The 25,696-nt window shown below is 64.7% G+C and carries 23 protein-coding genes and 2 pseudogenes; 13 read left to right on the top strand and 12 right to left on the bottom strand.

All coding sequences use genetic code 11. The features are described from left to right. The first annotated feature begins 5 nt into the window (after positions 1-5). Positions 6-1,166, top strand: a complete 1,161-nt coding sequence (locus DIE03_RS34965; protein WP_124456660.1) for a glycosyltransferase — start codon at positions 6-8, stop codon at positions 1,164-1,166. After that, entirely contained in the window at positions 1,163-2,302 is a 1,140-nt protein-coding gene (locus tag DIE03_RS34960; RefSeq protein WP_185658291.1) for a polysaccharide pyruvyl transferase family protein, read from the top strand. The genes DIE03_RS34965 and DIE03_RS34960 overlap by 4 nt, the downstream gene beginning before the upstream one ends. Positions 2,303-2,360: 58 nt before the next feature. On the opposite strand, the pseudogene DIE03_RS34955 reads toward DIE03_RS34960, so the two are convergent. Next, a pseudogene (locus DIE03_RS34955) lies at positions 2,361-2,525 on the bottom strand (aminocyclopropane-1-carboxylate deaminase/D-cysteine desulfhydrase family protein); the annotation flags it as partial. Between the two features lie 1,407 nt (positions 2,526-3,932). Between DIE03_RS34955 and DIE03_RS34950 the strand changes: the two are divergent. Further along, a complete protein-coding gene (locus DIE03_RS34950) occupies positions 3,933-5,012 on the top strand; it encodes a fimbrial protein (protein ID WP_124456658.1) in 1,080 nt (359 codons plus the stop codon). A 55-nt stretch (positions 5,013-5,067) separates the two neighbouring features. Here the strand turns inward: DIE03_RS34950 and DIE03_RS34945 are convergent, their stop codons facing one another. Continuing rightward, the gene (locus DIE03_RS34945; protein WP_124456657.1) at positions 5,068-6,084 is read right to left on the bottom strand and encodes a 1-aminocyclopropane-1-carboxylate deaminase; all 1,017 of its coding nucleotides are present in this window, start codon (positions 6,082-6,084) and stop codon (positions 5,068-5,070) included. A 196-nt stretch (positions 6,085-6,280) separates the two neighbouring features. Here DIE03_RS34945 and DIE03_RS34940 point away from each other — a divergent pair, with 196 nt between their 5' ends. The 3 genes from DIE03_RS34940 (at position 6,281) to DIE03_RS34930 (ending at position 9,496) form a co-directional block, all read left to right on the top strand. Further along, positions 6,281-6,781: an Lrp/AsnC family transcriptional regulator gene (locus DIE03_RS34940; RefSeq protein ID WP_124456656.1), complete on the top strand. Its 501-nt coding sequence runs from the start codon at positions 6,281-6,283 to the stop codon at positions 6,779-6,781. A gap of 144 nt (positions 6,782-6,925) precedes the next feature. Then, positions 6,926-8,647, top strand: coding sequence for a ubiquinone-dependent pyruvate dehydrogenase (gene poxB, locus DIE03_RS34935; protein WP_124456655.1), 1,722 nt, complete (start codon positions 6,926-6,928; stop codon positions 8,645-8,647). Positions 8,648-8,905: 258 nt separating this feature from the next. Then, a complete protein-coding gene (locus DIE03_RS34930; protein ID WP_124456654.1) occupies positions 8,906-9,496 on the top strand; it encodes a class I SAM-dependent methyltransferase in 591 nt (196 codons plus the stop codon). Positions 9,497-9,702: 206 nt separating this feature from the next. Here DIE03_RS34930 and DIE03_RS34925 read toward each other — a convergent pair whose 3' ends face one another. Both DIE03_RS34925 and blaOXA read right to left on the bottom strand, forming a co-directional pair. Beyond that, a complete protein-coding gene (locus DIE03_RS34925; protein ID WP_124456653.1) occupies positions 9,703-10,842 on the bottom strand; it encodes an acyltransferase in 1,140 nt (379 codons plus the stop codon). Further along, the gene (gene blaOXA / locus DIE03_RS34920) at positions 10,839-11,669 is read right to left on the bottom strand and encodes an OXA-1043 family class D beta-lactamase (protein WP_124456674.1); all 831 of its coding nucleotides are present in this window, start codon (positions 11,667-11,669) and stop codon (positions 10,839-10,841) included. Before blaOXA ends, DIE03_RS34925 begins: the two co-directional genes overlap by 4 nt. A gap of 304 nt (positions 11,670-11,973) precedes the next feature. Here blaOXA and DIE03_RS34915 point away from each other — a divergent pair, with 304 nt between their 5' ends. Then, positions 11,974-12,324, top strand: coding sequence for a hypothetical protein (locus DIE03_RS34915; RefSeq protein WP_124456652.1), 351 nt, complete (start codon positions 11,974-11,976; stop codon positions 12,322-12,324). A gap of 82 nt (positions 12,325-12,406) precedes the next feature. Continuing rightward, on the top strand, positions 12,407-12,967 hold the full coding sequence (locus DIE03_RS34910; RefSeq protein WP_124456651.1) for a hypothetical protein: 561 nt from the start codon (positions 12,407-12,409) through the stop codon (positions 12,965-12,967). Here the strand turns inward: DIE03_RS34910 and DIE03_RS34905 are convergent, their stop codons facing one another. Next, a complete protein-coding gene (locus DIE03_RS34905) occupies positions 12,968-13,843 on the bottom strand; it encodes a LysR family transcriptional regulator (protein WP_124456650.1) in 876 nt (291 codons plus the stop codon). Positions 13,844-14,004: 161 nt separating this feature from the next. Here DIE03_RS34905 and DIE03_RS34900 point away from each other — a divergent pair, with 161 nt between their 5' ends. Beyond that, complete coding sequence (locus tag DIE03_RS34900) at positions 14,005-15,324, top strand: DUF3422 family protein (RefSeq protein WP_124456649.1); 1,320 nt, start codon at positions 14,005-14,007, stop codon at positions 15,322-15,324. Between the two features lie 34 nt (positions 15,325-15,358). Then, entirely contained in the window at positions 15,359-15,562 is a 204-nt protein-coding gene (locus DIE03_RS34895; protein WP_124456648.1) for a hypothetical protein, read from the top strand. Between the two features lie 76 nt (positions 15,563-15,638). On the opposite strand, the gene DIE03_RS34890 is transcribed toward DIE03_RS34895, so the two are convergent. From DIE03_RS34890 to cynR, 7 genes are all read right to left on the bottom strand, one after another. Continuing rightward, positions 15,639-17,651 (bottom strand): phospholipase effector Tle1 domain-containing protein, encoded by a 2,013-nt coding sequence (locus DIE03_RS34890; RefSeq protein ID WP_124456647.1) that lies wholly within the window; start codon positions 17,649-17,651, stop codon positions 15,639-15,641. A gap of 15 nt (positions 17,652-17,666) precedes the next feature. Continuing rightward, on the bottom strand, positions 17,667-18,122 hold the full coding sequence (locus tag DIE03_RS34885; protein WP_124456646.1) for a DUF3304 domain-containing protein: 456 nt from the start codon (positions 18,120-18,122) through the stop codon (positions 17,667-17,669). A 17-nt stretch (positions 18,123-18,139) separates the two neighbouring features. Beyond that, positions 18,140-18,625 carry a DUF3304 domain-containing protein gene (locus DIE03_RS34880; RefSeq protein ID WP_124456645.1) on the bottom strand — a complete coding sequence of 162 codons (486 nt, stop codon included), beginning with the start codon at positions 18,623-18,625 and terminating at the stop codon, positions 18,140-18,142. Positions 18,626-18,636: 11 nt separating this feature from the next. After that, complete coding sequence (locus DIE03_RS34875) at positions 18,637-19,116, bottom strand: DUF3304 domain-containing protein (RefSeq protein ID WP_124456644.1); 480 nt, start codon at positions 19,114-19,116, stop codon at positions 18,637-18,639. Between the two features lie 16 nt (positions 19,117-19,132). Continuing rightward, on the bottom strand, positions 19,133-20,182 hold the full coding sequence (locus DIE03_RS34870) for a DUF4123 domain-containing protein (RefSeq protein ID WP_124456643.1): 1,050 nt from the start codon (positions 20,180-20,182) through the stop codon (positions 19,133-19,135). Beyond that, on the bottom strand, positions 20,179-22,731 hold the full coding sequence (locus DIE03_RS34865) for a type VI secretion system Vgr family protein (RefSeq protein WP_124456642.1): 2,553 nt from the start codon (positions 22,729-22,731) through the stop codon (positions 20,179-20,181). The genes DIE03_RS34870 and DIE03_RS34865 overlap by 4 nt, the downstream gene beginning before the upstream one ends. Before the next feature lie 208 nt (positions 22,732-22,939). Further along, positions 22,940-23,836, bottom strand: a complete 897-nt coding sequence (gene cynR, locus DIE03_RS34860) for a transcriptional regulator CynR (RefSeq protein WP_124456641.1) — start codon at positions 23,834-23,836, stop codon at positions 22,940-22,942. 113 nt (positions 23,837-23,949) lie between these two features. Between cynR and DIE03_RS34855 the strand changes: the two genes are divergently transcribed. From DIE03_RS34855 to DIE03_RS34845, 3 genes and pseudogenes are all read left to right on the top strand, one after another. Continuing rightward, positions 23,950-24,609 carry a carbonic anhydrase gene (locus DIE03_RS34855; RefSeq protein WP_124456640.1) on the top strand — a complete coding sequence of 220 codons (660 nt, stop codon included), beginning with the start codon at positions 23,950-23,952 and terminating at the stop codon, positions 24,607-24,609. A 36-nt stretch (positions 24,610-24,645) separates the two neighbouring features. Beyond that, positions 24,646-25,116 (top strand): cyanase, encoded by a 471-nt coding sequence (gene cynS / locus DIE03_RS34850; protein ID WP_047901820.1) that lies wholly within the window; start codon positions 24,646-24,648, stop codon positions 25,114-25,116. A 430-nt stretch (positions 25,117-25,546) separates the two neighbouring features. Continuing rightward, positions 25,547-25,696: pseudogene (locus DIE03_RS34845) on the top strand (polyamine ABC transporter ATP-binding protein); the annotation flags it as partial.

Genomic DNA, 25,696 nt, shown 5'->3' with positions numbered 1-25,696 from the left:
AGACCATGAAAGCTTCTCCCCGAAAAATCGTACACATGACGGAGGCGCTCGGCGGTGGCGTGCTCCACTGCGTCGCGCTGCTCGCGAATGCGCAGGCCGCGGCCGGTGATCAGGTGATCGTCGTGCATTCGATTCGGCCGGATACGCCGTCGCCGGACGTGCTTGACACGTGGTTCGATGCCCGCGTCGAACGTCGCGTGCTGCCGATGTCGACCTCGATCGGGCCGCGCGACGTGCTCGCGCTGTTCCGGGTCGCCGTCTGCTTGCTGCGCCTGCGCGCCGATGTGATCCATCTTCATTCGTCGAAGGCCGGCGCGCTCGGCCGAATGGCTGCGCGTCTGCTCGGCTGCGCCAAGCGAACGCTGTACTCGCCGCACGGCTTCGCGTTCCTGCGCCGCGACATTTCGCGGCGGCGGGCGCAAGTGCTGATCGGCATCGAACGGGTTCTGCACGCGATCGGCGGCCCGCTGGTCGCCTGTTCTCGCAGCGAGGCGCACTATGCGGCGATGCTGCTGTCGCGCAAGCGCGTGTTCGTGGTCGACAATGCAATCGACCTGAGCCGCTTCGTCGAGACCGGCGACGCGCCGGCCCGCGCGGCCGCGGTGGTCTGCACGTCCGGCCGCGTCGTTTATCAGAAGGCGCCCTGGCGGTTCGCGCGGCTCGCACAGTCGCTTGCCGGCCGCTACGACGTGCGCTGCGTATGGCTTGGCGACGGTGCGCCCGATCAGGTTCGCGCGTGGCTTGCCGATACGCCCGTCGAGCAGTCCGGCTGGATCAGCCCGGATGCGATGCGCGATGCGCTGGCGCGCAGCGACGTCTACGTGTTGCCGTCGCTGTGGGAAGGCATGCCGATCGCGCTGATCGAAGCGCAGGCCATGGGGTTGCCGGCCGTGGCGAGCCGCATCGTCGGCAATCGCGACATCGTCGAGCACGGCGTGACCGGTTTTCTCGTCAACGACGATGACGAACTGCGGCATTACACGGAGCGGCTGCTGCACGATGCGGCGCTGCGGCGACGCATGGGCGATGCGGCCCGTGAACGTGCGTTCGCCCGGTTCGGCGCCGTGCGCTTCGTGCGGGAGTTCGATGCGCTGTACGAGGCCGCACACGGGCGCCGCGTGCCACGCGTGCCCGTGCGCCGAGGATGGCGGGAGGAGACGCCATGAGCGAGTCGACCGACATCACGCATCGGGACGTGTGCGCCCGGCCGACGAGGCGACGCGCGGTGCGCATCGCGTTCTTCGGCTTTTACGGTCGCCACAATTTCGGCGACGACCTGTTCGGCTACGTGCTGCAGCGGCTGGCCGGGCGCGCGGGCAATGTACGCCCCATGCTCGTCGGCGCGCCGGTGCGGCGCGAACTGAGCGCGGCATGGCGATGGAAGCCGTTCTCGCGCGGCGTCGGGTGCAGTGGCACGATCGGCACGATCGCGCGTTTTGCGACCTACTGCGCGGCGCTGGTGCGGGCTGACGCCGCCGCATTCGGTGGCGGCTCACTGTTCGGCGCCCATGCATCGCTGGCATTCGCGCGTCTGATCGTCTTCGGCGGCGCGCTGATGCGCAAGCCGGTCGCCGCACTCGGCGTTTCCGTGGGCCCGTTCGACGACGGCGGGCGGCTCAGGCAATTCCTCGCCCTGACGGCACGGCTCGACGCGCTCGCGGTGCGCGACGCAGCCTCGCTGGAGGAACTGAACGGCGCCTTCGTCCGGCGGCCCGCCGAGCTGCTCGGCGATCTCGCATTCGCATTGCCGGCGCTTTATCGGCCCGCGCGCGCCGACGAGGCACGCACGCTGGTTGTCGCGGTGCATTTGATGGGCTATGTCGAGCATGCGGCGGCCATCCTGCGCGACGCGGATCGAAGCGGCCGTTTCGACCGTGTTCGCTTCGTTGCGCTGGACGATGCCAGCGCGCGGGTGGCCGACGCGATACGCAGTCGCCATACGCCGCGGACGATGGAAGTCGATGACGTTCGCTACGGCGATTCGGTCGAATCGATCGTCGACGTGCTGGCGTCGGCATCGTGCGTCGTGACGTCGAAGCTGCATGGGGCGATCACGGCGCATGCGTACGGCGTGCCGGTGCTGCTGTTCTGCTATCAGCGCAAATGCGCCGACTTTCTCGACGATCGCGGATTGCCCGGGCCGCGCGACCCGATGCCGGCTCCGAGCGATTGCGTGGCGGCGATCGGTGCGCTGAAGGACGTACCGCGCGACGGTGTCGACGAAGCGTGCTACCTGCGCGCGGAACGGTATCGCCGTGGATTCACCGATTTCATCCGCACCGTTGCCGGATTGCGCGACTGACGATGCATGAAGTCATGCGGGGGCGGCGGCGCGATGTGCGCCGGTATGGCCCGCCTCGTCACCCCTCCCCAAAAATCCCGCTATACGCACTCAACGCCGGCACTTCGCCGAGATGCGCATACAGCACCTTCGACCCCGCTTCGAAATCCCCGCACCGTCCCTTGTCGATCATCCCGTGCACCGATTGCCGTTCGTGAACGGGATCGGCCAGCACGCCTTGCACGAACCGTTCTGGCGCATTGGCGCGTCGAAACAGCATGCGCCGGGTGCTGGGCACGGCCGCTGGAGAAGACTGGTGCCAGGCTCACGCGAACCATGCCGCACGGATCCTGACGATCGTGCGACGCATCTGCCCGAACCAGCTCAAAGCGAATAAGCCTGCCACGGCCGGTATCAAGAATGGATGCCGCGAGACCGGCCCCCGTGATTCCTGCCGTGCAGCCGTTCTCCGCGTGCGGCATGTCGTGCGAGTGCCGCGGCCGAGGTCATGCGCGGCACTGTCCAACAGCGATGAAGCACGAGTGCGCGGACGGCGTGCCTGACGATAGGTACATGCAATTGCTTGACATCGATCGACTCGTTAGGTAGCGGACGTGGTCTGTTTGAGAAATAGGACAAAACACGTGAAGATCTCAATATATTTAGTACGTGTCCTATTATGAATGACTTTTTACGATGGCAGTATACGGAATCGCGTTGATTTGGTCCGAAAAACTCTGGAGAAGGGTGCGGCGAGTCCGAGTGCCATTTGGATCAGTATCGTATTGCGTTAATACTATATTTGACGGTTTATGACGATTGTGTGGTTATTCGTCATCAGTCGTTTTTTGTTTTTTGAAATGGCAGGGTAAAACCCGTCGTCGATCTGGCAATCGATCCGTGTCGACGCGACCGCGCGGTGTAAATGCGGCCACGACTACGAGGTGTGCTGGTCGACGGTGATTCCTGCGGACGACCGGTTCGATTCGAGGCAGCTGGAACGCATCGTATGGTTGCAGCAGGGCGTCAGCGACGGATCGCCGCCCTTTGCGCTGTTGTTGAACGACGGGAAATGCCGGGTCGACGTGCGTGGTGCGCCGGGTACGCCGAGTCTGACAATTGCGCTCGGCGAACCGGGGCAGGCGATCCGATAGGTGCTGCGATCTCGGCCCGACGTTCGCGGTGGCGACGCGCTGACGGATGTCTTTCGAAACGGCAAACGCGTCGCGTCCGTCATGGGCGTATCGAACACGTTTTCGCACGACCGTTACGCCCGCTTCAGGCGCGGTCTCTACAAATGGTGGCGGAAGACACGCCCCTCCGATGTAACCCGATGGCCGATATACCACGGCGACATCGAGATAAAGACACTGCACGGTTCAGTCCCGTGACAGGTATTGAACCGGCCGGTGGATAGGCACGGCTGCAATACCGAAAGGCGCCGCCGTGTCTCTCCCGGGCAGTCGTGATGCTCGATCTCGGTTGGCGCAACTTTTCAGGGCGGCCCGATGCGATCAAGCTCGAACGTGATTGCCGTACTCGCCCTATATTTTTGAGGTGGATCGAGATAGGTCTGATTTTGCATCATGGTCGTGCTTAACAAAATTAATGCTTTGCTTATCCATAATTTTTGACGTCAAAGAGAAAATAAGTGAATTTCATTTATTTCAAAAACTTCTACGGAGCGAGGATGTGTCGTATCCGGTTGCTGGTGAAGAGCTTTTTTTGGGGGGTGGCCTGTCTGCTGGCTCCGCAAACGAACGCGCTGGCGTGTGAGTTGGGCGTATTTTCGTCAAGCACTTCGGTGAAGGTTCCGGCGAACATCACGGCCTCGCGAGACGCATACGTACCGGGGACACTGGTTGGTCCGAACGCGTTGACATCGGAGAAGACGAGCGTGATTTATAACGATTGCAAAGCGGAGATGACCATTACGGCAACCGCATTGGGGACACCGGTTCCGGGTGTCACGTATCGTGTGGATGGGCAAACTCATCCTGTTTATGAAACGGGTGTTCCCGGTGTCGGCTTTGCCGTCATGGCAGGCGTTCAGCAACAAAGCACGGGCGGATGGACGGTGCTCGGACCCGGGGAAATCGAGGTTGCCAAGGTCCCCGCGAGCAATTACAAGTGGTATACCGTTTTTCGCGTCGCGCTTGTATTTTCGGGTCAGATAGTGACAGGCTCACATACGTCGAAGCCGCGTCCGATGTTCAGATTCAGGATCTCCGGCTCGAACGGATATTCTGACACCCGTACCATTTCGCTCGACCCTTTTACGCTCAATGTAACGGCGAGCGGCTGTTCGCTGACGTCGGCCGCGACCAGCAACATTTCGCTATCGCGAGTTTATGCCGGCAAGCTGGCTGCGGTCGGCGACGTCTCGGACGTGGTCGGCACGACATCGTTGCAGGTCAGTTGTCGGGGCACGGTCGACGTCTATGTGACGATGACCGACGTCGCGAATCCGGTCAACACCACGGATGTCCTGAGCTTGTCGCCGGGCTCGACGGCGCGCGGTGTCGGTCTCCGGCTTTACCGGGCGAACGACGCGAGCAAGATCTCGTTCGGCCCGGATTCGAGCGCGAAAGGCAACACCAATCAATGGTTCGTGGGCAGGGGCAGGGACAACGCGCTGTCCATCCCGCTGGCTGTGCGGTACGTCAGAACCGGGCTTCTTACGGCGGGGACGGTAAACGCGGCCACGACGTTCACCTTTTCCTATCAATAGCGCCGCCTGTCGGATTGCGAAGCGCGCGCCGGTCGGTCGACGTAGCGGCGCTGCATCAACCCTCGCGGAAGGTTTCGCTATACGCACTCAACGCAGGCACTCCGCCGAGATGCGCATACAGCACCTTCGACCCCGGCTCGAATTCCCCGAGCCGCACCTTGTCGATCATCCCGTGCATCGACTTCCCTTCGTAGACGGGATCGGTCAGCATCCCTTCCAGCCGCGCGCACAGTCGAATCGCTTCGAGCGTGCCGTCGCTCGGCAGCCCATATTCGGGCCCGCCATATCGCGTATCCAGCACGACATCCTGCTCGACGATATCGCGGCCGAGGCCGACCAGCTCGGCCGTATGCCGCGCAATCCGCGTGATCTGTTCGCGCGTCTGCTCCGGCTTCGCCGATGCATCGATGCCGATCACGCGATCCGCGCGCCCGTCGGCCGCGAAGCCGACGATCATCCCCGCCTGCGTGCTGCCCGTCACCGAGCAGACGACGACGTAATCGAACTTGAACCCGAGTTCCGCTTCCTGCGCACGCACTTCTTCCGCGAAGCCGACGAACCCGAGCCCGCCGAGCGGATGTTCGGAACAGCCGGCCGGAATCGGATACGGCTTGCCGCCGGCCTGTCGCACGCTCTCCATCGCTTCCTCCCAGCTGCGGCGAATGCCGATGTCGAAGCCGTCCGGCACCAGCCGCACGTCGGCACCCATCATCCGCGACAACTGGATGTTGCCGACCCGGTCGTACACCGGATCGTCATAGTTGACCCAGTGCTCCTGCACGAGCACGCACTTCATCCCGAGATGCGCGGCGACGGCCGCGACCTGGCGCGTCTGGTTCGACTGCACGCCGCCGATCGACACGAGCGTGTCCGCGCCCTGCGCGAGCGCGTCGGGAACGAGGTATTCGAGCTTGCGCGTCTTGTTGCCGCCGAATGCGAGGCCGCTGTTGCAGTCCTCGCGCTTCGCATACAGCTCGACCTTGCCGCCGAGATGCGCGCTCAGGCGCTTGAGCGGCTGGATGGGCGTCGGGCCGAACGTCAGCGGATAACGGGGGAAGCGTTGCAGGTTCATCGGCGGGCTCCGGAAAGCAAGGGACTGGGCGGGAAATCGGATCGATCGGGCAGGCCGGCAGGCCGTGCCCCGATGAGAAAAATGATAGGCAGAAGCGCGGGAAATGAGCTTGCGAAATAAATTGCCGTGACCTACGTTATCGACGAGATGAGTGAGGGATAAACAATTTTGGTTCGATGAAACGGAGGTTGACGCAATGAAATTAGATCGCAGCAGCGCAACGCCGGCCGACGCCGCGCCGGCGCTCGATCGCATCGACCGCGCGATCCTGCGGCAGCTGCAGCAGGACGCGTCGATCTCGAACGTGAGCCTCGCGGCGAAGGTGAAGCTGAGCGCGCCGGCCTGCCTCCGGCGTGTCGAGCGGCTGAAGGAAATGGGGCTGATCCGCGGCATCGTCGCGTTGCTCGATCCGAAGCCGCTCGGCGCGGGGATGCTGGTGGTGATCGGCTTCGTGCTCGATCGCTCGACGCCGGAAGCGTTCGCCGCGTTCGAGAAGGCCGCGCAGAAGGTGTCGGGATGCGTCGAGTGCCACGTCGTGACGGGCGAATTCGACTACTTCATGCTGGTGCGCACGCGCGACAACGACAGCTTCAACCGGCTGCACGCCGAACAGCTGCTTTACCTGCCGGGCGTACGGCAGGTGCGCTCGTTCATGGTGCTCAAGGAGATCCTGTCGACGCATGCGCTGCCGCTGTAGCGCGACGAAAGGCTGGTTTCCGTGGGTGTTCCGCGCGGAACAATCCGCGATTGCACCGTTCAGACGTCATTTCGCGTCCTTGACTATCATGCGCCCATGCGGGGCAGGTGCCGCATGTCGCGACAACCCAACTGTGAGGGCATCATGGCAAGACAGACGATGGCGGAATACCTGGCGAAGACGCTCGCGGCAGCAGGCGTCGAGCGCATCTGGGGCGTGACGGGCGACAGCCTGAACGGCCTGTCGTTCAGCCTGAGCCAGATCGGCTCGATCCGCTGGATGCATACGCGGCACGAGGAAAGCGCCGCGTTCGCGGCCGGCGCCGATGCGGCGTCGACCGGTCGGCTCGCGGTGTGCGCGGGCAGTTGCGGCCCCGGCAACCTGCACCTGATCAACGGGTTGTACGATTGCCACCGCAATCACCAGCCGGTGCTCGCGATCGCCGCGCACATCCCGTCGACCGAGATCGGACTCGGCTACTTCCAGGAAACCCATCCGCAGGAACTGTTTCGCGAGTGCAGCCACTTCGCCGAACTCGTGACGAACGCGTCGCAGTTTCCGCGCGTGCTCGCGCGCGCGATGCGCACCGCGATCGAGGAGCGCGGCGTCGCGGTGATCGTGCTGCCGGGCGACATCGCGCTCGGCGACGGCCCGGAAGAAGCGCCGGCATGGAGCGATTCCGCGCCGCCGTCGATCCTGCCGGCGGATGCGGATCTCGACCGGCTCGCGGCGCTGCTCAACGCATCCGACGCGGTCACGCTGCTGTGCGGCAGCGGCACGCAGGGTGCGCACGACGAAGTGGTCGCGCTGGCCGACACGCTCGGCGCACCGGTCGTGCATGCGCTGCGCGGCAAGCAGTTCGTCGAATGGGACAACCCGTTCGACGTCGGGATGACGGGGCTGATCGGTTTCAGCTCGGGCTATCACGCGATGGAATCGTGCGACACGCTGCTGATGCTCGGCACGGATTTCCCGTATCGGCCGTTCTATCCGGCGAACGCGAAGGTCGTGCAGATCGACTGGAAGGGCTCGCAGCTCGGCCATCGCGCGCCGCTTGCGCTCGGTCTCGTCGGCACGGTGAAGGAAACGATCGCGGCGCTGCTGCCGCGCCTGACGCGCAAGACGCAGCGGCGCTTCCTCGAGAACGCGCTGAAACACTACGCGGCCGCGCGCAAGGGGCTCGACGATCTCGCGGTGGCGGAGCCGCCGGGCCGCGCGATTCATCCGCAGTACCTGACGAAGATCGTCGACGAAGTCGCGGCCGACGACGCGATCTTCACGGCCGACGTCGGCACGCCGACGCTGTGGGCCGCGCGCTACCTGACGATGAACGGCAAGCGGCAACTGCACGGCTCGTTCAATCACGGGTCGATGGCGAACGCGATGCCGCAGGCGCTCGGCGCGCAAGGTGCGCATCCGGGGCGGCAGGTCGTATCGCTGTCCGGCGACGGCGGGATGTCGATGCTGCTCGGCGATCTGCTGAGCGCGCGCCAGCTCAACCTGCCGATCAAGATCGTCGTGTACAACAACAGCCTGCTCGGCTTCGTGTCGATGGAACTGAAGGCGGCCGGCTATCTCGATACGAACGTCGACCTGAGCCCGACCGATTTCGCGGCGATCGCGAAGGGGGCCGGCATCTTCAGCGTACGCGTCGAGCATTCGGAGAACGTCGAGGAAGCGCTGCGCATGGCATTCGCGCATGACGGGCCGGCCGTCGTCGACGTCGTCACGTCGAAGTACGAACTCGCGATGCCGCCGAAGATCGAGCTCGCGCACGCGAAGGGCTTCAGCCTGTTCATGCTGCGTGCGATCCTCAGCGGGCGCGGCGATGAAATCGTCGAGCTCGCGAGAACCAACCTGCGGTGAGGCGCTACGGGGCGCGTCGGGGCCGCGCCGGCCGGGCATTCGTCGGCTGATCCGGCACGAATTGATCAGTCAAATCAGGGTCAATCTTCACGTCGCCTTAAGTTTGCGTTTCCTAGAATCGATTGGATCGTCGCGCTTCCTGCGGCGGACCGATTCGTCCAGGAGGATGCGCATGCCCAAGCCCCGTGTCGCCGTAGCCCTGTTCCACGAAGCCGCCGGCACGTCGAAGCCGGCGGCGCAACCGCTCAAGGTCTGCCCATGATGTGGCCGAACGCATGGCGGGTCTCGGCACTGTTCGTGCGCGAGTGGGTCGGCCGTCCGGCTGCGGTGGGTGCGTTGTGCCCGAGTTCGCGGCATCTGGCGCGCGAGATGGCCGATGCGGTGCCGGACGGCGACGGGCTGGTCGTCGAGCTCGGCGGCGGCACCGGTGCAATCACCGCGGCGTTGCTCGAACGCGGCGTCGCGCCACGGCGCCTCGTCGTGGTCGAACGCTCGCCGGCGTTCGTGCAGCATCTGCGACGACGCTTTCCCGGTATCTCGATCGTCTCGGGCGATGCGCGGCAGCTCGAGCGGCTGCTGCCGCCCGATGCGCGCGTCGATGCGATCGTGTCGTGCCTGCCGCTGCGCACGCTGCCGCGCGAGGCCGTGACGGCGATCGTCGATCAATGCCATCGCGTGCTGTCGGCCGACGGCGTGATGATCCAGTTCACGTACGACCTGCGGCCGCCCGGCCGCCATCCGCTCGGCGATTCGGCATTTGTTGCCAGTGGCAGCCGGATCGTCTGGGCAAATATTCCGCCTGCGCGCATCGTGACCGTGCGCAGCGCTGCCGCCGAACACGCCGGGTGACGCCGCCGCACGCAGGGCGCACGGATGCAGCGCCCTGCCCAATGCTTTCATAAGTCATACGAATCCTTCGAATCTCCATTCGCGAGATCTTCTCCGACGAGCCTCACGAGAGACGCGTGCCGCCTGGCAGCGGCACTGCACGTCAAGCTACCGCGCAGGGACCGAGCGCCGCGCGTAGCCGCCGGACGTTAGTCCGCCGACAGCCGCTACACGCGCGCGTCGTCCGCCACGCGTACCGCGGGCCGCGTCGCGACGCGCTTGATGAAGCGATCGAGCGGCGTCGCATAGCCGCGCGCGATGGCGGTGCTCAATCCGGCCGACAGCGCCAGATACGCGACGAGCAATGCCAGCTTGCCGTCGCCGTGCATGCCCGAAGGCGGCCAGAACGTACGCAGCACGCCGAGCACGATCAGGTGGAACAGATACAGCTCGTAGCTGAGCCGGCCGCTCCAGCGCAGCGGCGCGAGCATGCGGCCGTGAGCGGGCGTGCGTTCCGCATGTGCGCCGATCAGCAGCACGGCCGTGCCGAGCGCCATCGCGGAGACGCCGAGCACATGGCTTGCGGCGATCGGCCATGCGAGATAGAGCACGACCATCGAGGTTGCCGTAAGCCATTGCACAGGCGCTGCCGCAAGCCTCTGCCAGCGTGCGCGTTCGGCGAGCAATGCGGTGCAGCAGCCGATCGCGATGCCGTCGAAGCACGCGAAGTACGCGTAGAGGAACCCGCCTTCGTCGCCCGGATGCGTGTAGCGATACACGGGACCGATCGCGGCGATCAGCAGCCAGAACGCGAACAGCCGCGTGTTGCGGCGCAGCGCGACGCACAGCAGCGGAAACGACAGGTAGAACACCTCCTCGACCGACAGCGACCACAGCACGCCGAGCGCGTAGTTGACCCATCCGTAGGTGCCGATCAGCACGTTCATCCAGAACGTGAGCGACGCGAGGTTCACGAGCCAGTACGACACGGCGATGCCTTGCGGCGCGTGGTTCGTGAAGATCGGCACGCCGGCCGCCGCGAGGCCGTTGACGAGCGCGAGCAGCAGAAGCAGGCACGGGACGATGCGCGCGATACGCGACACGTAGAACGCACGCACGTCGAGCGTGCCGAGGCTGCCCCAGCGGCGGCGCGCATTCGACGTGATCAGGTAGCCCGAGATCGCGAAGAACATCGTCACGCCGTAGTTGCCGTTGCGCACGATCGCGTGGATCGTGTCCCAGCCGAGCACACGCGCGAGCACGGTGTCGCGCAGCGGATACGCGATGTTGAAGTGATGCAGCAGCACGAGCAGGATCGACACGCCGCGCAGCAGGTCGATTCGGGCGTTGCGCAGTCCGGCGCTCATTGCGGCCGGCCTGGTTCGTCGAGTGCGGGCAGCGTCGCGAGGAACGTGTCGCGCGAGCGCAGTCCGGCATTCGGCGTCTGCCGCTTGTCGTCCTGGATCAGGTTCGCGAACACCAGTGTGCGCGGCCCTTTCGTCGCCCAGCCGACGAACCAGCCGTACGCGTGCGCAGCGTCGTACTTGAGCCCCGGTGAGCCGGTGCCGGTCTTGCCGTGCACGGTCCAGCCGCCCGGTTGCGCGTCGATCAGCGTGATGCGCTCGGTCATGTCGTACGCGTGCGCACTGACGGGCAGCGTCCGGCGCACGATCTTGCGCATGAACGCGACCTGTTCGAGCGGCGAGATCCGTAGCGACGCGTTGACCCACGCGCCCATCACGCCGCTCAGTTCGCCCTGCTTGCTGGAGGCGTCGGCGTTGCCGTAGCCGAACGCGCTCGTGTACTGCTGGAAGCGCGCCTGTCCGAGCGCCTGCGCGACCTGCTCCGAATACCAGAAGATCGACAGCTTCATCCAGCGTGCCGGGTCGGTCGGCTCGCGCCACGGCGCGCCGCCCCAGTCGGGGTAGCCGGTGTGGAAGTCGAGCGTGGGTGCGTGCTCGTCCTTCAGCACGCCGGCGTCGAAGCCCATCAGGCTGATCGCGACCTTGAACGTCGATGCCGGCGTCACGCGGGTCGCGCAATCGCCTTGCTGTACGAGCACCCGGCCGGTGGCGGCGTCGGCGACGACGGTGCAGACGGGATGGGCGTGGGAGGGCGCAGCGGCCGCGAGGCCGGCGGCGACGGCGAACAGCGCGCGGCGTAAGTGCTTCAACAGGCGCTCCTTGGAAGGCATGGGGAAGGTGCGCGGGGCGGGTAGCGGGAGGCCGCGCGCAATCGAAGCGACGGCCGCATCGGGGATGCTGCGGCTCATGGCCGTCGGGATGGCACACAGTGTATCGGCGGAGCGCCGCCGCTTGACCTGTCACGGTTGACGGGGGCGGGCGACGGCCGCGCGGGCGGAATGGCGTGCACGCTGTGCAATCGGGGCGCCTGCATGCCGTTTTTTGCACGGCCGCCCCATTTTTTTGCACGACGTTTATGCAGTCTCTTCTAAGCTGGGGGTGTGTCGAACAGCCGAGACGGCTTCCGTCCGCTCCATGACCTTCATTCATCCCGTTCCCGCCTTCGATGTCGCCGGCCGCCAGTTGCGCGCCGGTGCACGCACCAACGTCATTCCGTTCCCGCCGCCGCGCCCGCGGCTGCAATTGCCCGTCACGCTGACGTCCGACTCCGCCGGGCACGCGCGCGGCCGCCTCGCGGCGCTGCTGCATTCGCCGCTCGGCGTGTATGTCGTCAGCGCCCGCGCGGTGCGCGACGTGATCCACGTCCACTTCGAGATCGCGCCGGAAGATCTGGACTTCACGCTGCACATGCTGATCGCGCAGCAGGCCGATGCGGTGATCGGGCCGGTTGCGCGCCGGTTGCGTGTCGGGCCGCGGGCCCGGTGACACCGGGAACGACCATTGCTCGTTCGCAGATGGTTCGTGCGCCGCGTCGTACGCGGCGCGACCCCCTGAATACGGAGTGTCCATGTACGTCCAGGAAGAAGTGCATGTCGCGCGGCCGGCAAGCCGCCGCGCGCGGACGGCGTCGCTGCCGTCGGGTCAGCAGCTCGCGCGTCAGCTTCTGACGACGGTACGCGTGGCCGAATTGTTGCTGCATCAGGCGATCGCCTTGCCTGCAAGGCATCAGTGGTCGGTCGACACGGAGCGGGTCGATGCGATTGGCGGGCCGCTCGCGGCCTGGGAGACCTGCGTGACCTGGCGGATCGGCAAGGTATTCGGTGCGGCCGTCAGCCCGGCCGCGCGCGTCAACGATCCCGTCCAGGTCGCAGTCGAGATTCGGCTTTACCTGCCCGAACAGGAATATGTGGCCGAGCGGCGCGTGAGCATCTTCGGCCGCCGCCATGGCCACCGGTTCGGTGCGACGCTGTCGGTCGCGTCGGGTCCGCAGTGGGGCTGGCAACGGGCCGAGCACATCGCGCCGGAACACCGGCACGTACGCGGCGACACGCTCGAGGCGCTTGTCGATGCGGTCGCCGCGAACGTCAACGCGGCGCTGGCCGCGGCCGGGTTCGGCGCGACGCGCTGATCAGGCGTCGCCGGCCTGCCCGGTTTGCCGCTGCAGGTCTTCCATCAGCTGTTCCGCGAGAAAGTCGCACGGCGGCCGCTTCGATTTCGTGCTGCGTGCGAGGATCAGTTCGAGCGGCGGCAGGTCGGGCAGCCCGTGCGAGCGGCCGAGCATCGACAGTTGCGCGGGAATCGCGCAGCGCGCGAGCGGCGCGACCGCGAGGCCGGCTTCGACCATGCTGAGCAGCCCGAGCAGGCTCGGGCTTTCATAGGACGTGCGGTACGGCACCTTCGCGCGTTCGAGGCTGCGGATCGCGTTCTCGCGCGCGACGCTGCCCGGCATGAACACCGCGATCGGCAGCGGCCGTTCTTCCCAGACGCGCGGCCCGTTCGTCATCGCGGCCCACGCCATCGGCTCGTGGCGGATGAAGTCGCCGGTCAGCCCCTTGATGCGGGTGCCGCACACGAGATCGACGGTGCCGTCCTTGATCAGCGGCGCGAGCGCGCTGCTCGGCAACCCCATCACCTGGATCTCGACCTTCGGGTAGGTCGCCGAGAATTTCTTCAGGACGGAAGGCAGCAGCGACGACGCATAGTCGTCCGGCACGCCGATCACGACCTTGCCGGTCACTTCCGGCCGCACCACGGCCGCCCATGCCTCGTCGCGCAGCGCCAGCATTCGTCTGGCGAATCCCAGCAGCACCTCGCCCTCGCGCGTCAGCACGATGCTGCGCGGCTTGCGCATGAACAGCGGCCGGCCGATCGCGTCTTCCAGGCTCTTGATCTGCATGCTCACGGCCGACTGCGAGCGGTTCACGGCCTCGGCCGCGCGGGTCATGTTGCCGGTCTCCGCGACGGCGACGACGGTGGCCAGCACGTCGTGATCGAGCATCTTCATCGGTATCAGGAAAACTGAACGTAACGATCAGCATTATGCGTTTTTATTGTTGCTGTGTGTCTGCCATAGTGCGATCACGCTGGCGTTTCGCCCGAGGGCGGCGCGGCGTTCAGGCCGGTCGATCCGGCGTGCAGCACTGAACAAGGAAGCGTGGTGTATCGATGATCGACCATCCGTTGCGCGCCGCACTGGCCGCGGAATTGCATGCCCGGCCGTTCCTGCGGCTCGCCGAAGCCGTGTCGCTCACGCATTACGCGATCTATGCGGACGGCCAGCCCGATATCCACGAAACGCTGCTGCACGCGCTGTGCCGCGATACCGGCATTGCCGCGCCGCACGAAGGCGCGACGCACTACGCGGTGCAGTCGCCGTGCGGCTGGCACCTGAAGTGGGAGCGCCACACCGAATTCTCGACCTTCACGTTCGTCGCGCCGCGCCGCGATACCGGCTATTTCGACGATCTCGCGATCGAAGGCATTCCACCCGCATGGTTCGCGCGGCTGGCCGGCATCCGCTTCGTCGCGGTGCGGATGGAGCTGCTGTCGGGCGAGGCCGCGCGGCTCGTGTGCGGCGACCTGCGCCGCTGGATCGACGGGCCCGCGCTCGTCGGCAGCCGCGTGCTCGGCGGCGGCAAGGTGTTCTGCGACTGGCATGTGCGTGACGACGGTTTCATGCGTTTTCTCGTCGTCGACGAGGATTTCCGCGAGGAGCAGGGCGGTCGCCTGCTGCAGCGCCTGTATGAAATCGAGACGTACCGGATGATGGCGCTGCTCGCGCTGCCGGTCGCGCGCCGGATGAGCCGCGAGCTCGACGAGATCCACACGGCGCTGCATGCATTGATGCAGCGGATGGACGCGAGCGGCGCCGACGGCGACGACACGGCACTGCTCGTCAAGCTCACGCATCTCGCGGTGCGGGTCGAGTCGCTGGCAGGGGCCGGCGCGCGCTTCAGTGCGTCGCGCGCGTACGAAAAGCTCGTGCTGGCGCGCATCCACGAGTTGCGCGAGGAGCGGATCGAAGGGATGCCGACGATCGCCGAATTCATGGAGCGGCGCTTTGCGCCGGCGATGGAAACGTGCCGCAGCGTATGGGCCCGCCACGAGCAGATCGCCGCGCGGATCGCCCGCGCCGTCGACTTGCTGCGCACGCGCGTGAACCTCGCGCAGGAAAAGGACGTGACGCGCCTGCTGGCCGGGATGGAACGTACCGCGCGCAACCAGCTTCATCTGCAGCACGCGGTTGAAGGGCTGTCGGTGGCGGCAATTTCGTACTACGTGCTGTCGCTCGCGACGGCGGCGTTCAAGGCGCTGCACGTGATGAACCTGCCGGTCGATCCGGAGCTGGCGGAAGGGCTGCTGATCGCGCCGGTCGTGTTCGCGGTGATTCACGTCACGCGGCGCACGCGCGCGCAGCTGGCGCGATCGGAAGCCGCGCATGACGGTGCGCCCGTGCAGGCAGCAGTGTTGAAGCAGGTCGGTTAGACCATCAAAAGCATAATCAAGGAAAGGAGTGGAGATGACTTTTTCGCAGAACCAAGCGGGGTTTTACAGCGGTTTCGATGCGGCGTTCGACGAGCCGGCATCGGACGATGCCGGTGTGTCCGAAGTGGCGCGCGTGACGTCGTATCAGGCCGTTCTGCAGGAACCGATGACGTCGCTCGTCGGGAATACGCTCGACCGGCCGGATGTCGCGGCGGTGGCGATTCTGGGGTACAACTGACGCCCGACGCGGGAGCGTGAGTTGCCCGGCCGCGCGTGCGGCCGGGTGGTTTGCTAACCGAACCGAAGGGTGATGCTCAGTCGCCGGAGAGATCGCCGATCGACGCGCCGTGAGGAATCTGGCCGGACGTGACTTGCCGGACGTATTCGTCCTGGGCGTCCTTGATGTTCTTGGAGATGTTGCCGAGGACTTTCTTGATGTAGTCCTTGGCGGCGTCGGTCTGACGCGCCATCCAGCCTTTCTCTTCGATTTCGCGAAGTTGCATGAATACGCCGTCGCCGAGTGCCACGTTGTTGAGCGGCGTGATGGTGTTATGTACGAAGTTGTCGAAGAATGCGATGACTTCAGGTGTCAGTTTCGGCGGATGTACCCATGCGGTGGCCAAGGCGCGCACGGTCTTGTCCGAGATGTCGTCGACCGTGCGGCGCTCGCCGAACGTGAACTGGGGGATCTTGGAATTCGGATCCTGACTCTTGTAGTACCAGTCGCGACCTTCGTAGTTTGGCAAGCCGCCGCCACTCGTGAAGATCGAGTTGTAAACGTCCGCATCCACGGTGTTAATGAAGAGGTTGCTACCGGTGCTCGAATGAGCCGTTCGATCGTGGACATAGCGTGCCCATGACACGAAGAGCTTTTGATGCTCCAAGAAGTGCTTTTCGAGCGGACCACTCGATTTCGGCAGCATCGCGGTATAGGCTGCGAAGAGGTCGTTGACCGTGAGATTCTTTCCGTTGACGTTAACGGTCTTCTGGAATTCGAATTCCTTCGCTGCGGTGGGGCGCTTGTCGCGCATTTGTGACAGCGGGAGGAGTGGTACGCCGGCTGCCCACGCACGATCAAGCATGTTGCGTGCAGATACACGTGCTAGCTCGGCGGACTTGTTGTCCTCCCCCTCGCGAAATCCTCCGCCGACGTCGGATTGACTGCCGGGGTAGACGATTTCAAGCAGATTAGCGTGATCGGGCGATTTTCTCGGTGAATCGAGATTTTTATAGAAGCGCAGTTCTGTCGCCGCGACGTGATGAACGATGGACTTGAATTCTTTCTGAAGGTCGTACTCGCCGAGCGACTGTTTAGCCAGGCCGATGAACATGCTCAGCCCTTTGATGCTGAAGCTGACGGCCTTTCCTTCGCCTGGAATGACGCCAAGCACGGGGGAGACGACCTTGGTAAAAATCGAATCCGCAAAAGAAGTCGACACGCAATCGAATAGACCCATGAAGTCAAATTCGACGGGGATCCCGTCATACATTACTTGGCCGTTCGTTTGCTTGCATACCTTGCCGATAAGTTCGTTTGCAAATTTTCGGGCAATGGTGCCGCCGCGATCGTAGCCGAACATCGCTACACGAATTCGTAGAATTTTTCGGGGATCGAAATCCCGTGCGTCCTGTACGTTCTGCTTGAAGTCGGCGACCGCCTGCTTTACACGGATGTCGAAGCCGGTTCCCATATATCCAGCACTAAACTCGCTGTCGCGGACAGGCTGGTACGAGTCCGCGGCGATGCTCACACCTGAAGAGATCAGCTCGGGGCCAAGCTTTTTCACAGAAAACGATTCTTTGATACTATTTTTTGCCGTGGTGCTCGCGGCTGCAGTACCTTCCACAATCGCGGATTTGGCTCGAGTCAGTAGACCTTTGTCGCCGGCGTCACTCATTGCCCGTTTGCGGACATCGGCCACGATAGCGTCAGCGGGCCCCTTCAAAAACTTGTCCTTCGCCATCTTCTCTGCAGTGGATGCAATATCCCCTGCCACCTTTTTGCCGGTGCCGACCGTCTGGTTGGCAAGGTCGCGCCCCATCCCGTCGTAGTACATCTTGTAGATGCCGCGTTCGTCGTTCGTTTCTTCGTGCGCATTGAAGAGTCGAAAGATATTCGACGGGTGATCGACATCCTTCAGCCCTTGAGCAAATCCATCAAAAAAGAAGGATTGGTAGATTTCCTGATGACAGCGAAAGCAAGGGCTTGGCGGTTCGGAAGGGAGCTGAGCGCTGACGCTCGCTGCGCGTGATGCGCGGGAGTCCGCGGACGCTGAATCGGCTCGGCTCGGGTTGGCGCTTTGGGCAGAACTGGCTTCGTTTGACATGCGGCGCTCGCTATCTTAGTTTGCGTTCGGAATGTTTGCCTTGATTCGACGTTCGACCCACTGCGCCTCAATCTTCCGATCAGGCAGAAAATGAAATGCGATATAGCCGCCGTGTTTGTTCGGTAGTGGTGGAACGGGAATGTCAGTTTCGTACACTTCATTCGGTACGTTTTTCTGAGCCTCGTCTTTGGTCAGATCATAAATAATCTTGATATGCCAAGTTTTTTTCCCGCGAGGGACATCCATGCAGCACACGATGCCGCCGCCTCCTTGGGATTCGTGCGCATACGAGCCTCCTGCGCCGAAATCGTCGACCTGAAAGCTGTAGATGCTTCGATCCGTGTGATTGAAACTAATGACCCGGTATGGTCCGTACCCTCCGGTTTGTGCATGTACCCACCACGCGCCACTGAGCAACAGTGCCGCGACGATGGCAGGGCCGAGAATGAGGCGGCGAAGAAAATTCAGCATGTCGATGTTCCTGTCATTCAGTTCGTTGCGGAGGACGCGTCGCTCCGAGTGTTCGGGTTGTGCTGATCTGTCCGATATTCGACCCACTTGGCGTCGATCTTGCGCTCAGGCAGGAAATGGAACTCGATAAACCCATCGCGTCTGTTCGGCAGTTTCGGGACGGCGATGTCCGTCTCATAGACTTCCGGCGACAGGTTCTTTGCATCTTCTTCCGGCGTCAGGTCGTATGTGACCTTGAGATGCCAGGTCTTCTTGGAGGGCGGTACTTCCATGCAGCAGGCAGTGCCGCCGCCGCCACCGAATTGACGGGCGCGAACGCTGCCGGCACCGAACCCGTCGACGACGAAGCTATAGACGCCTCGGTCGGTGTAATTGAAACCTACGACGCGATAGGGGCCGTAGCTCCCGGTCTGTGCATGAACTGACGGTGCTCCGCCCAACAGCAGCGTCGTGGTGACGATCAGAGTGCGCGAGATGCGGCGGAAGATAATCGACGGCTCCATGTTTCTATCTTTTAATTTGTCTTGGACAAAGCATCGCTCGTCGTATTCGGGTTGCGCGGATCGGTCGGGGTTGCCGCCCATCGAGCCTCGATCCTGCGGTCCGGACGAAAGTAAAACTCGATATATCCACCGTGCTTGTCGGGAAGCGGGGGAATCGCGATGTCCGTTTCGTAAACGTCGCCAGGCAGGTTGTTTTTGTACTGCTCCTGGGTCAACTCGTACTCGAGTTTGATATGCCAGGTTCTTTTCCCGCGCGGCACTTCCACGCAGCACACGGTTCCGCCGCCACCGCCCTGTTTGTGCGCGCGCAGGTTGCCCGCCCCAAACCCGTCGATCACGAAACGATAGATACTCCGATCGGTGAAGTTGTACCCGATGACGCGATACGGTCCGTCGCTCCCCGCATGTGCCAACGCAGTCCACAAACCGCCAGCGGCTACCGCGCCCACCGCAACGGCCCGCCGCATCCCGCACGTCAATTCGCGCACCATCCTCATCTCCCGTCGCTCAACCCGCGTCAGGCGACGCATCGGCCGCTATTGCTTCGGCATCCCGCGACTCGCCGGCATATCCGGCGAGCGGATGCGCATCGAGCAACGTAGCCCAAACGTCCGCGTCGACATCCGCGAGCGTTGACGACATTGGCGGAGGCGCTTCTCCGCGCGCGGCGATTTTCCCGGCGATCGCCGGATGCGCATCGAACGCCGGATGCACGTTCATCCCGATCAGCACGAAATACGCGAGGTCGTTCTCGTTCACGAGCCCGTGCCGGCTCCGCGCTCGCGCGACCAGATCCTTTACATAGCGAATGCCCCAGCGGTCCGGCACGGCCGACATCGGCGGCAGGAATTCGTCATGCAACTGGAAATACAGTGTCTCCGCAAATCCCTCGCGTGCGAGTGCATCGTACTGCGCCTCCGTGAACACGATCGGCGTTGCGGCGGCGGTGGGCAGCGGTCCCTTTTCCTCGCCGACGATGCTCTCCCACGGATCGAACCGATAGCGCAGTTCGACGAACGTTGCCAGCAGTTCGCGCCGTTGCGCAGGCGTCAGGATCGGCACGAGGTTTTCGAGAATCGACGGATCGTAGTAGCGCAGCAGCGCTTGACGCGTATCCGGCAACGTCGCCTCGGCAAGCGGATGCAGATACGCGGCGAGCGCGGGCAATGCATGACCTGTCGCGAGCCACACAACGAGATCCGAATCGCTCCCGGCATTCAGCAAGTCGAGCATCGTCGCGCGCGACGCGTCGTCGTCCGCCGTCAGGTCGAGCAGGAACGGGCCGATTTCGGGCCGCGACGCTTCGAGCATCGTGTCCGGATACAGCGACTGCCACGCGATGCCGCGTGCTCGTGCCGCATCGAGCATCGTATCGTCCAGCGCGCCGTCGACGAGCGCCAGCAGGCGCAGCGCGCGCGTTTCCGCGGCTTGCCGTGTGCGATGCCAGTCGCGCAGATCGTCATGCCGTTGCGCGACGGTCGTGCGCGGCCACTGAGCCGGTAGCGGAAGCGCGCGCGTCAGGTCGTGAAACGGCTTCATCGAGGCGGCGGATGTCATGTACGGGGCGTCAATGCGGATTTCATTTTTGCGGCGCTGCGTCGGCATTCCGAACACACGCCTTCGGGCAGGCGCGGCAACGGGTAGTCGGTGCTGGTCGGGCCCGAGAAGCTGTGGTCGCCGCCCTTGAAATCCACCTTGCCGGGTGCATGGATCTCGATGTTGCCGTTGCCGATGCGGATATACGCACCGCCGGAGGTCAGCAGGATCGGCTGCTTCGACGCGACGTCGATCTGCGCCGTGGCGGCGACGATCTTCACGGTCTTCTGTGCGGTGATCTGGACGTCGTCGTCGTGTGCGCGGACCTCGATCTTGCCCTTGCCGGCGAACAGTTTCATCCCGGCGTTCTGCGCGAACAGGCTGACCGACGCAATCGCGCTGGCGATCAGCGACTTCCCGGTCACGAGATGGGTCGTCTGGCCGCTGACGATGTTGACGTGCCGGTCGGCAACCATCTGTACCGACTGCTGGCTCGCCAGCCCGATGCCGGCCGGGCTGCCGAACAGCATCACGGGCTGCGCGAACGCATTCGCGTTGCCGGTCCCGCCGCCCGACGTGCGTCCGCCCGACGCGGCACCGGGCATGCTCTGCTGGGTCGCGTCGGTGAACGTCTTCAGTGCGTCGCGACCGGGGCTCAGTGTGTCGGCCTGGTGCGTCTCGCTCACGTCGGACAGCGATTCGAGCAGGCCCTCGGCGCCGACGAGCTGCTGCTGTGTCTCGCGCACGTCGAGCGGCTGGCTCGACACGCCGTTCGGATGCGTCGTGACGTACAGTCCCTGGTTCGCGCGTACGGCACCGCAGGCGTCGGTTCGCAGGTCGAAGCCGCTGCCGACGTAGGTGCCGCGCGTGTTCCCGGACTGCTCGATCAGATAACCGATATGCAGCAGGCTGTTCGCCGTGCTGCTGTACAGTTGCGCGCGGTTTTGCCCGGTCGCGTCGTCCATCACGAGCTGGTTGTAGCCGCCGCCTGCGTATTCCTTCGAGCGGAATCCGGACAGCAGACCGTCGGTGTGCCACTGCGGTTTGGTCGCGCCGTTGTAGAGCCGCGCGGTGACGATCGGCCGGTCGCAGTCGCCGGACATCCAGTCGACGACCACCTCCTCGCCGATGCGCGGCACATGCACGCTGCCGTACCCGCCGCCCGTGTCCGACGACGCGACGCGCAGCCAGCACGATGCGCGCTCGTCGCCTTCATTCTGGCGATCCCAGTGGAACCGGACCTTGATCCGGTTCAGTTCGTCGGTGTGGACTTCCTCGCCCTTCGGCCCCGCGACGGTTGCGGTCTGCAGATGCATCTCGGGCTTCGGGTGCTCGAACGGGCTGCGGAACGGTACCGTCTGGCGCTGTGCCTCGATTTCGACCAGATAGAAGCCTTCGCTGCCATCGGCGTGGCGCATGGTCATCGCACCGGCTGCGTCGCCGAGCTGCGCCTTCATCGCGTCGAACCGGGCGGCCAGGCCGTGCGGGAAATGCGACGGCATAGCCGGAAGGTTGTTCCTGATCCACCACACCGTCTCGACGACCGCGAACCGGTTGCCGTCCTGTTCCGCCGGCGGATGGGCCGCATGGTCGGTCAGCTCGAACACGCGGCCCGCGTCGATGCCGCGCATCCCGCCGATACCGTGGAAGCGCTTCGCGCGCGATTCCCATTCTTCCATCCGGATGGTCGACTGGCGGTTGCCGTCACCCTGGGCGCCGTACGTATAGGCACCCGTATACATGTAGACCTCGGCCTGGTTCGGCAGGTCGCCCTGATCGGGCCGGGTCGGGACGTCGGTGCCCTTCGGATTGAGTGCGGTGCCGGGTGACTTGTAGTCGAACGTGCGCGTTGTGTAGTGGCTGCTCTGCAGCGTGCGCGAGCCCGACCACTGGACGAGCGCCTGGGTCTCGTCGCCCGAGGCCGTGCGCTGGAACGGCACGCGTGCCGGCGCGGCGGCGGGCAGCGAGCGGAGCGAATCGGTGATTACCAGCGTGTGGTGCGAGCCATCGCCGGCCTGCTCGAAATAGCCGAACAGGCCTTCGTCCTCGAGCAGGCGATGGACGAAATGCCAGTCGTCCTCGAACTGCATGCAGAACGACCGGTTCCGCAGCGGCGCGGAAAGCGCGAACCGGAACATGCCGGCGGCTTGTGGATGCTGGTTGAAAACGTCGGTCAGGATTTCGTCGGCAGTGCGATCCTGCCAGATGCGCTGGTCGCGGCGGTACCGGAGGAAGCCGAGCCACGGCATGAAACGGATCTGATACGAGGTGACGCCGCCGTCGAAGCCGAGCCGGCGCGCGGTCTGCACGTAGCCGTGCCATGGCAGATAGGCGTCGCCTTGCTGTTCGATCCACAGCGTGACAGGCTGTGCGATCAGCTTTTTCAGCTCGATATTGTCGCGAGTCGACACGGCGTCGACCGTGAACGTGTAATCGCGGCCCAGCCGGGATACACCGTGAACCGTCTGCGGCAGCAGGACATTCTGGCCCAGCGGCGTGTCGAGCTTGAGCAGGCGAGCTTGCTGAAACAGGCCGCCGCCGATCGCGCGAACCAGTTCTTGGGAATTCATCGTCGTGGCCCTCTTGAATCGAGAACGATGAGCGGGCAGCGATTCGATCGCCGGTTTTATCGTACAAATTCTCTCGATTCGCGATTTTACAGGATAAATCACACGATTTCGGCGACGTCGGCACCGGCTGGACGTGGGGCCCGGCGCGACACGTCCAGCCGGCCAGGCAGCCGCCAGCAGCCGAGCGGGCCGCGCGCGACGGTCCATGTCATCGTGAATGCCCGACCGGCCCCGCCGCCTGCGCGAGCGCCAGCTCGACGAACGCACGCGCGGCCGCGCTGCGGTACGCGCCCTTGCGCTGCAGCAATACGGCCGTGCGCCGCAGCACGGCCGGATCGAGCGCGACGGCGGCGAGATCGTCATGCCCCGTCGCGATCGTCGCGGGCAGCAGCGTCGCGAGGTGCGTGCGGCGCACGATCTCGATCACCGCCCCCAGCGAATTCGCTTCCATCAGCACGCGCGGCTGCACATCGTGCACGCGGAAATAACGGTCGATCTGCGCGCGCGTCGCGAACTCCGCGGTGAGCAGCACGAGCGGTGCGTCGTGCAGCGCGCGCAGGCCGGCCCTGCGTTTGCCCGCGAGTGCATGCCGATGGTTCACGACGAGCGCGAGCGTCTCGACCAGCAGTGTCTCCACTTCGATCTCCGCCGACTGCACGTCCTCGAATGCGATGCCGACATCGAGCTCGTCGTCGACGAGCAGCGTCTCGATGCGCTCCTGCGACATTTCGCGCACCGACAGCGTCACGTCCGGATAACGCCCATGAAACGCCTCGACGAGCGGCCCGACGAGATAGCTCGTGAAGGTCGGCGTGACCGCGATTCGCAGCGAGCCGCGGCTCAGGTCCTGCACGTCGTGAATCGCGCGACGGCCTTCCGCGAGATCGTGCAGCGCCTGCCGCGCATAGCGGAAATACACGTCGCCGGCGTCCGTCAGCCGCGTGACGCGCCCGGTGCGGTCGAACAGCTGCGCGCCGAGCGTCTCCTCGAGCTGGCGGATCTGTTGCGACAGCGCGGGCTGCGACACGTGCAGCGCGGCGGCCGCACGCGTGAAGCTGCGGTGCTCGGCGACGGCCAGGAAGTAGTTGATATGGCGCAGCAGCATGGCGGGTCCTATAAGTCTTGCTTATCGGCTAGATCATAAATCGGTCTTTTACGTTATTGGAAGTCCGGCGTAACCTGCCCTTCATCGATTCCACCTGCACCGGAGAACACGCGATGAAGGACATCATCGAAGGCTTCCTGAAGTTCCAGCGCGACGCCTATCCGGAACGCGCCGCGCTGTTCCGCGACCTCGCACGCAGCCAGAACCCGCGCGCGCTGTTCATCTCGTGCTCGGACAGCCGGCTCGTGCCGGAACTCGTCACGCAGCGCGAACCGGGCGACCTGTTCGTGATCCGCAATGCCGGCAACATCGTGCCGTCGTACGGCCCCGAGCCGGGCGGCGTGTCGGCGTCGGTCGAATATGCGGTCGCCGCGCTGCGCGTGACCGACGTCGTGATCTGCGGCCATTCCGACTGCGGCGCGATGACCGCGATCGCGACCTGCCAATGCATGGACCACATGCCGGCCGTCGGCCACTGGCTGCGCTACGCCGATTCGGCACGCGTCGTGAACGAGGCGCGCACGCATCGCAGCGAACGCGAGCGGATCGACTCGATGGTGCGCGAGAACGTCGTCGCGCAACTCGCCAACCTGAAGACGCACCCCGCCGTGCGGCTCGCGCTCGAAGAAGGGCGTCTCGCACTGCACGGCTGGGTCTACGACATCGAATCGGGCTGCATTGACGCCTACGACGGCGCGACCGGCCGGTTCGTGTCCCTCGCGGACCACCCCGGTGTCCGCGCGACCCCCGCGACGCTCGCCGTCGCGGCCTGAATCCGGATTGCTCCCACCCCACCACGAGGAATTGCCATGATCCAGTCCCAGCACAGCCAGACTGCCCGCCACGCGCTTGCGGAAACCGTCGTCCTCGCGAAGGCGCGCAAGAACCTGTCGTTCGCGCAGCTCACCGAAGGCACGGGCCTGAGTGAAGCGTTCGTCACGGCAGCGCTGCTCGGCCAGCATGCGCTGCCGGCCGATGCGGCGCGCGTCGTCGCCGACAAGCTCGGCCTCGACGACGACGCGGTACTGCTGTTGCAGACGATCCCGCTGCGCGGCAGCATCGACGATCGCGTACCGACCGACCCGACGATCTACCGTTTCTACGAGATGCTGCAGGTGTACGGCACGACGCTGAAGGCGCTCGTCCACGAGAAGTTCGGCGACGGCATCATCAGCGCGATCAACTTCCGGCTCGACGTGAAGAAGGTCGACGATCCCGAGGGTGGTTCGCGCGCGGTGATCACGCTCGACGGCAAGTACCTGCCGACCAAGCCGTTCTGACGCCCGCGCGGCGCCGCAGCAGCGGTGCCGCGCAGGTTCCGCCCGACGGGCGCCGGCTGCCGGCCGGTGCCCGTTCCTGCCATTCCGCTCGGCGCCCAGGCCGCGCGCAGCGGCCGGCCCGGCTGCTCGTTTTCCCCACCCTCCGTTTCGCCCGGCGGCACACGAGCCGCCGGGTGCCCGCGCTCCCGCGCGGCGCCGTGTCGTGCCCCTCTTTTTCCTGCTTCCCCAAACATCGATCCCGTTCAATGTCCGGAACGGAAATCCGCGATCCAAAAAATTTTTGACGGGTTTAAAAATTCGCCCTGGAGACGACGGAAACGTGCGGAAAGCCCGATGAAAACCGATGAAATGTTCACGACAGCCAGTGCATCGGCCGATTCCGGTCGCGCCTGACGCCTGAGATTCGCTTACCTGCTCAACACGGACCATCATGAAACGTGATTCATTCAGTACACCTGATGCATTGAATCGTTTGACGGCAAACATGCTCAAGCCGAACGATACGTTCGTCCGCATCGAGAACGTCGTGAAGAAGTTCGGCGACAGCACGGCCGTCGACAACGTGAACCTGACGATCGCG

Source organism: Burkholderia sp. Bp8992, assembly GCF_003853705.1.
In the GTDB taxonomy this organism is placed as follows: domain Bacteria; phylum Pseudomonadota; class Gammaproteobacteria; order Burkholderiales; family Burkholderiaceae; genus Burkholderia.
This window is presented reverse-complemented; position numbering and strand designations above follow the sequence as displayed.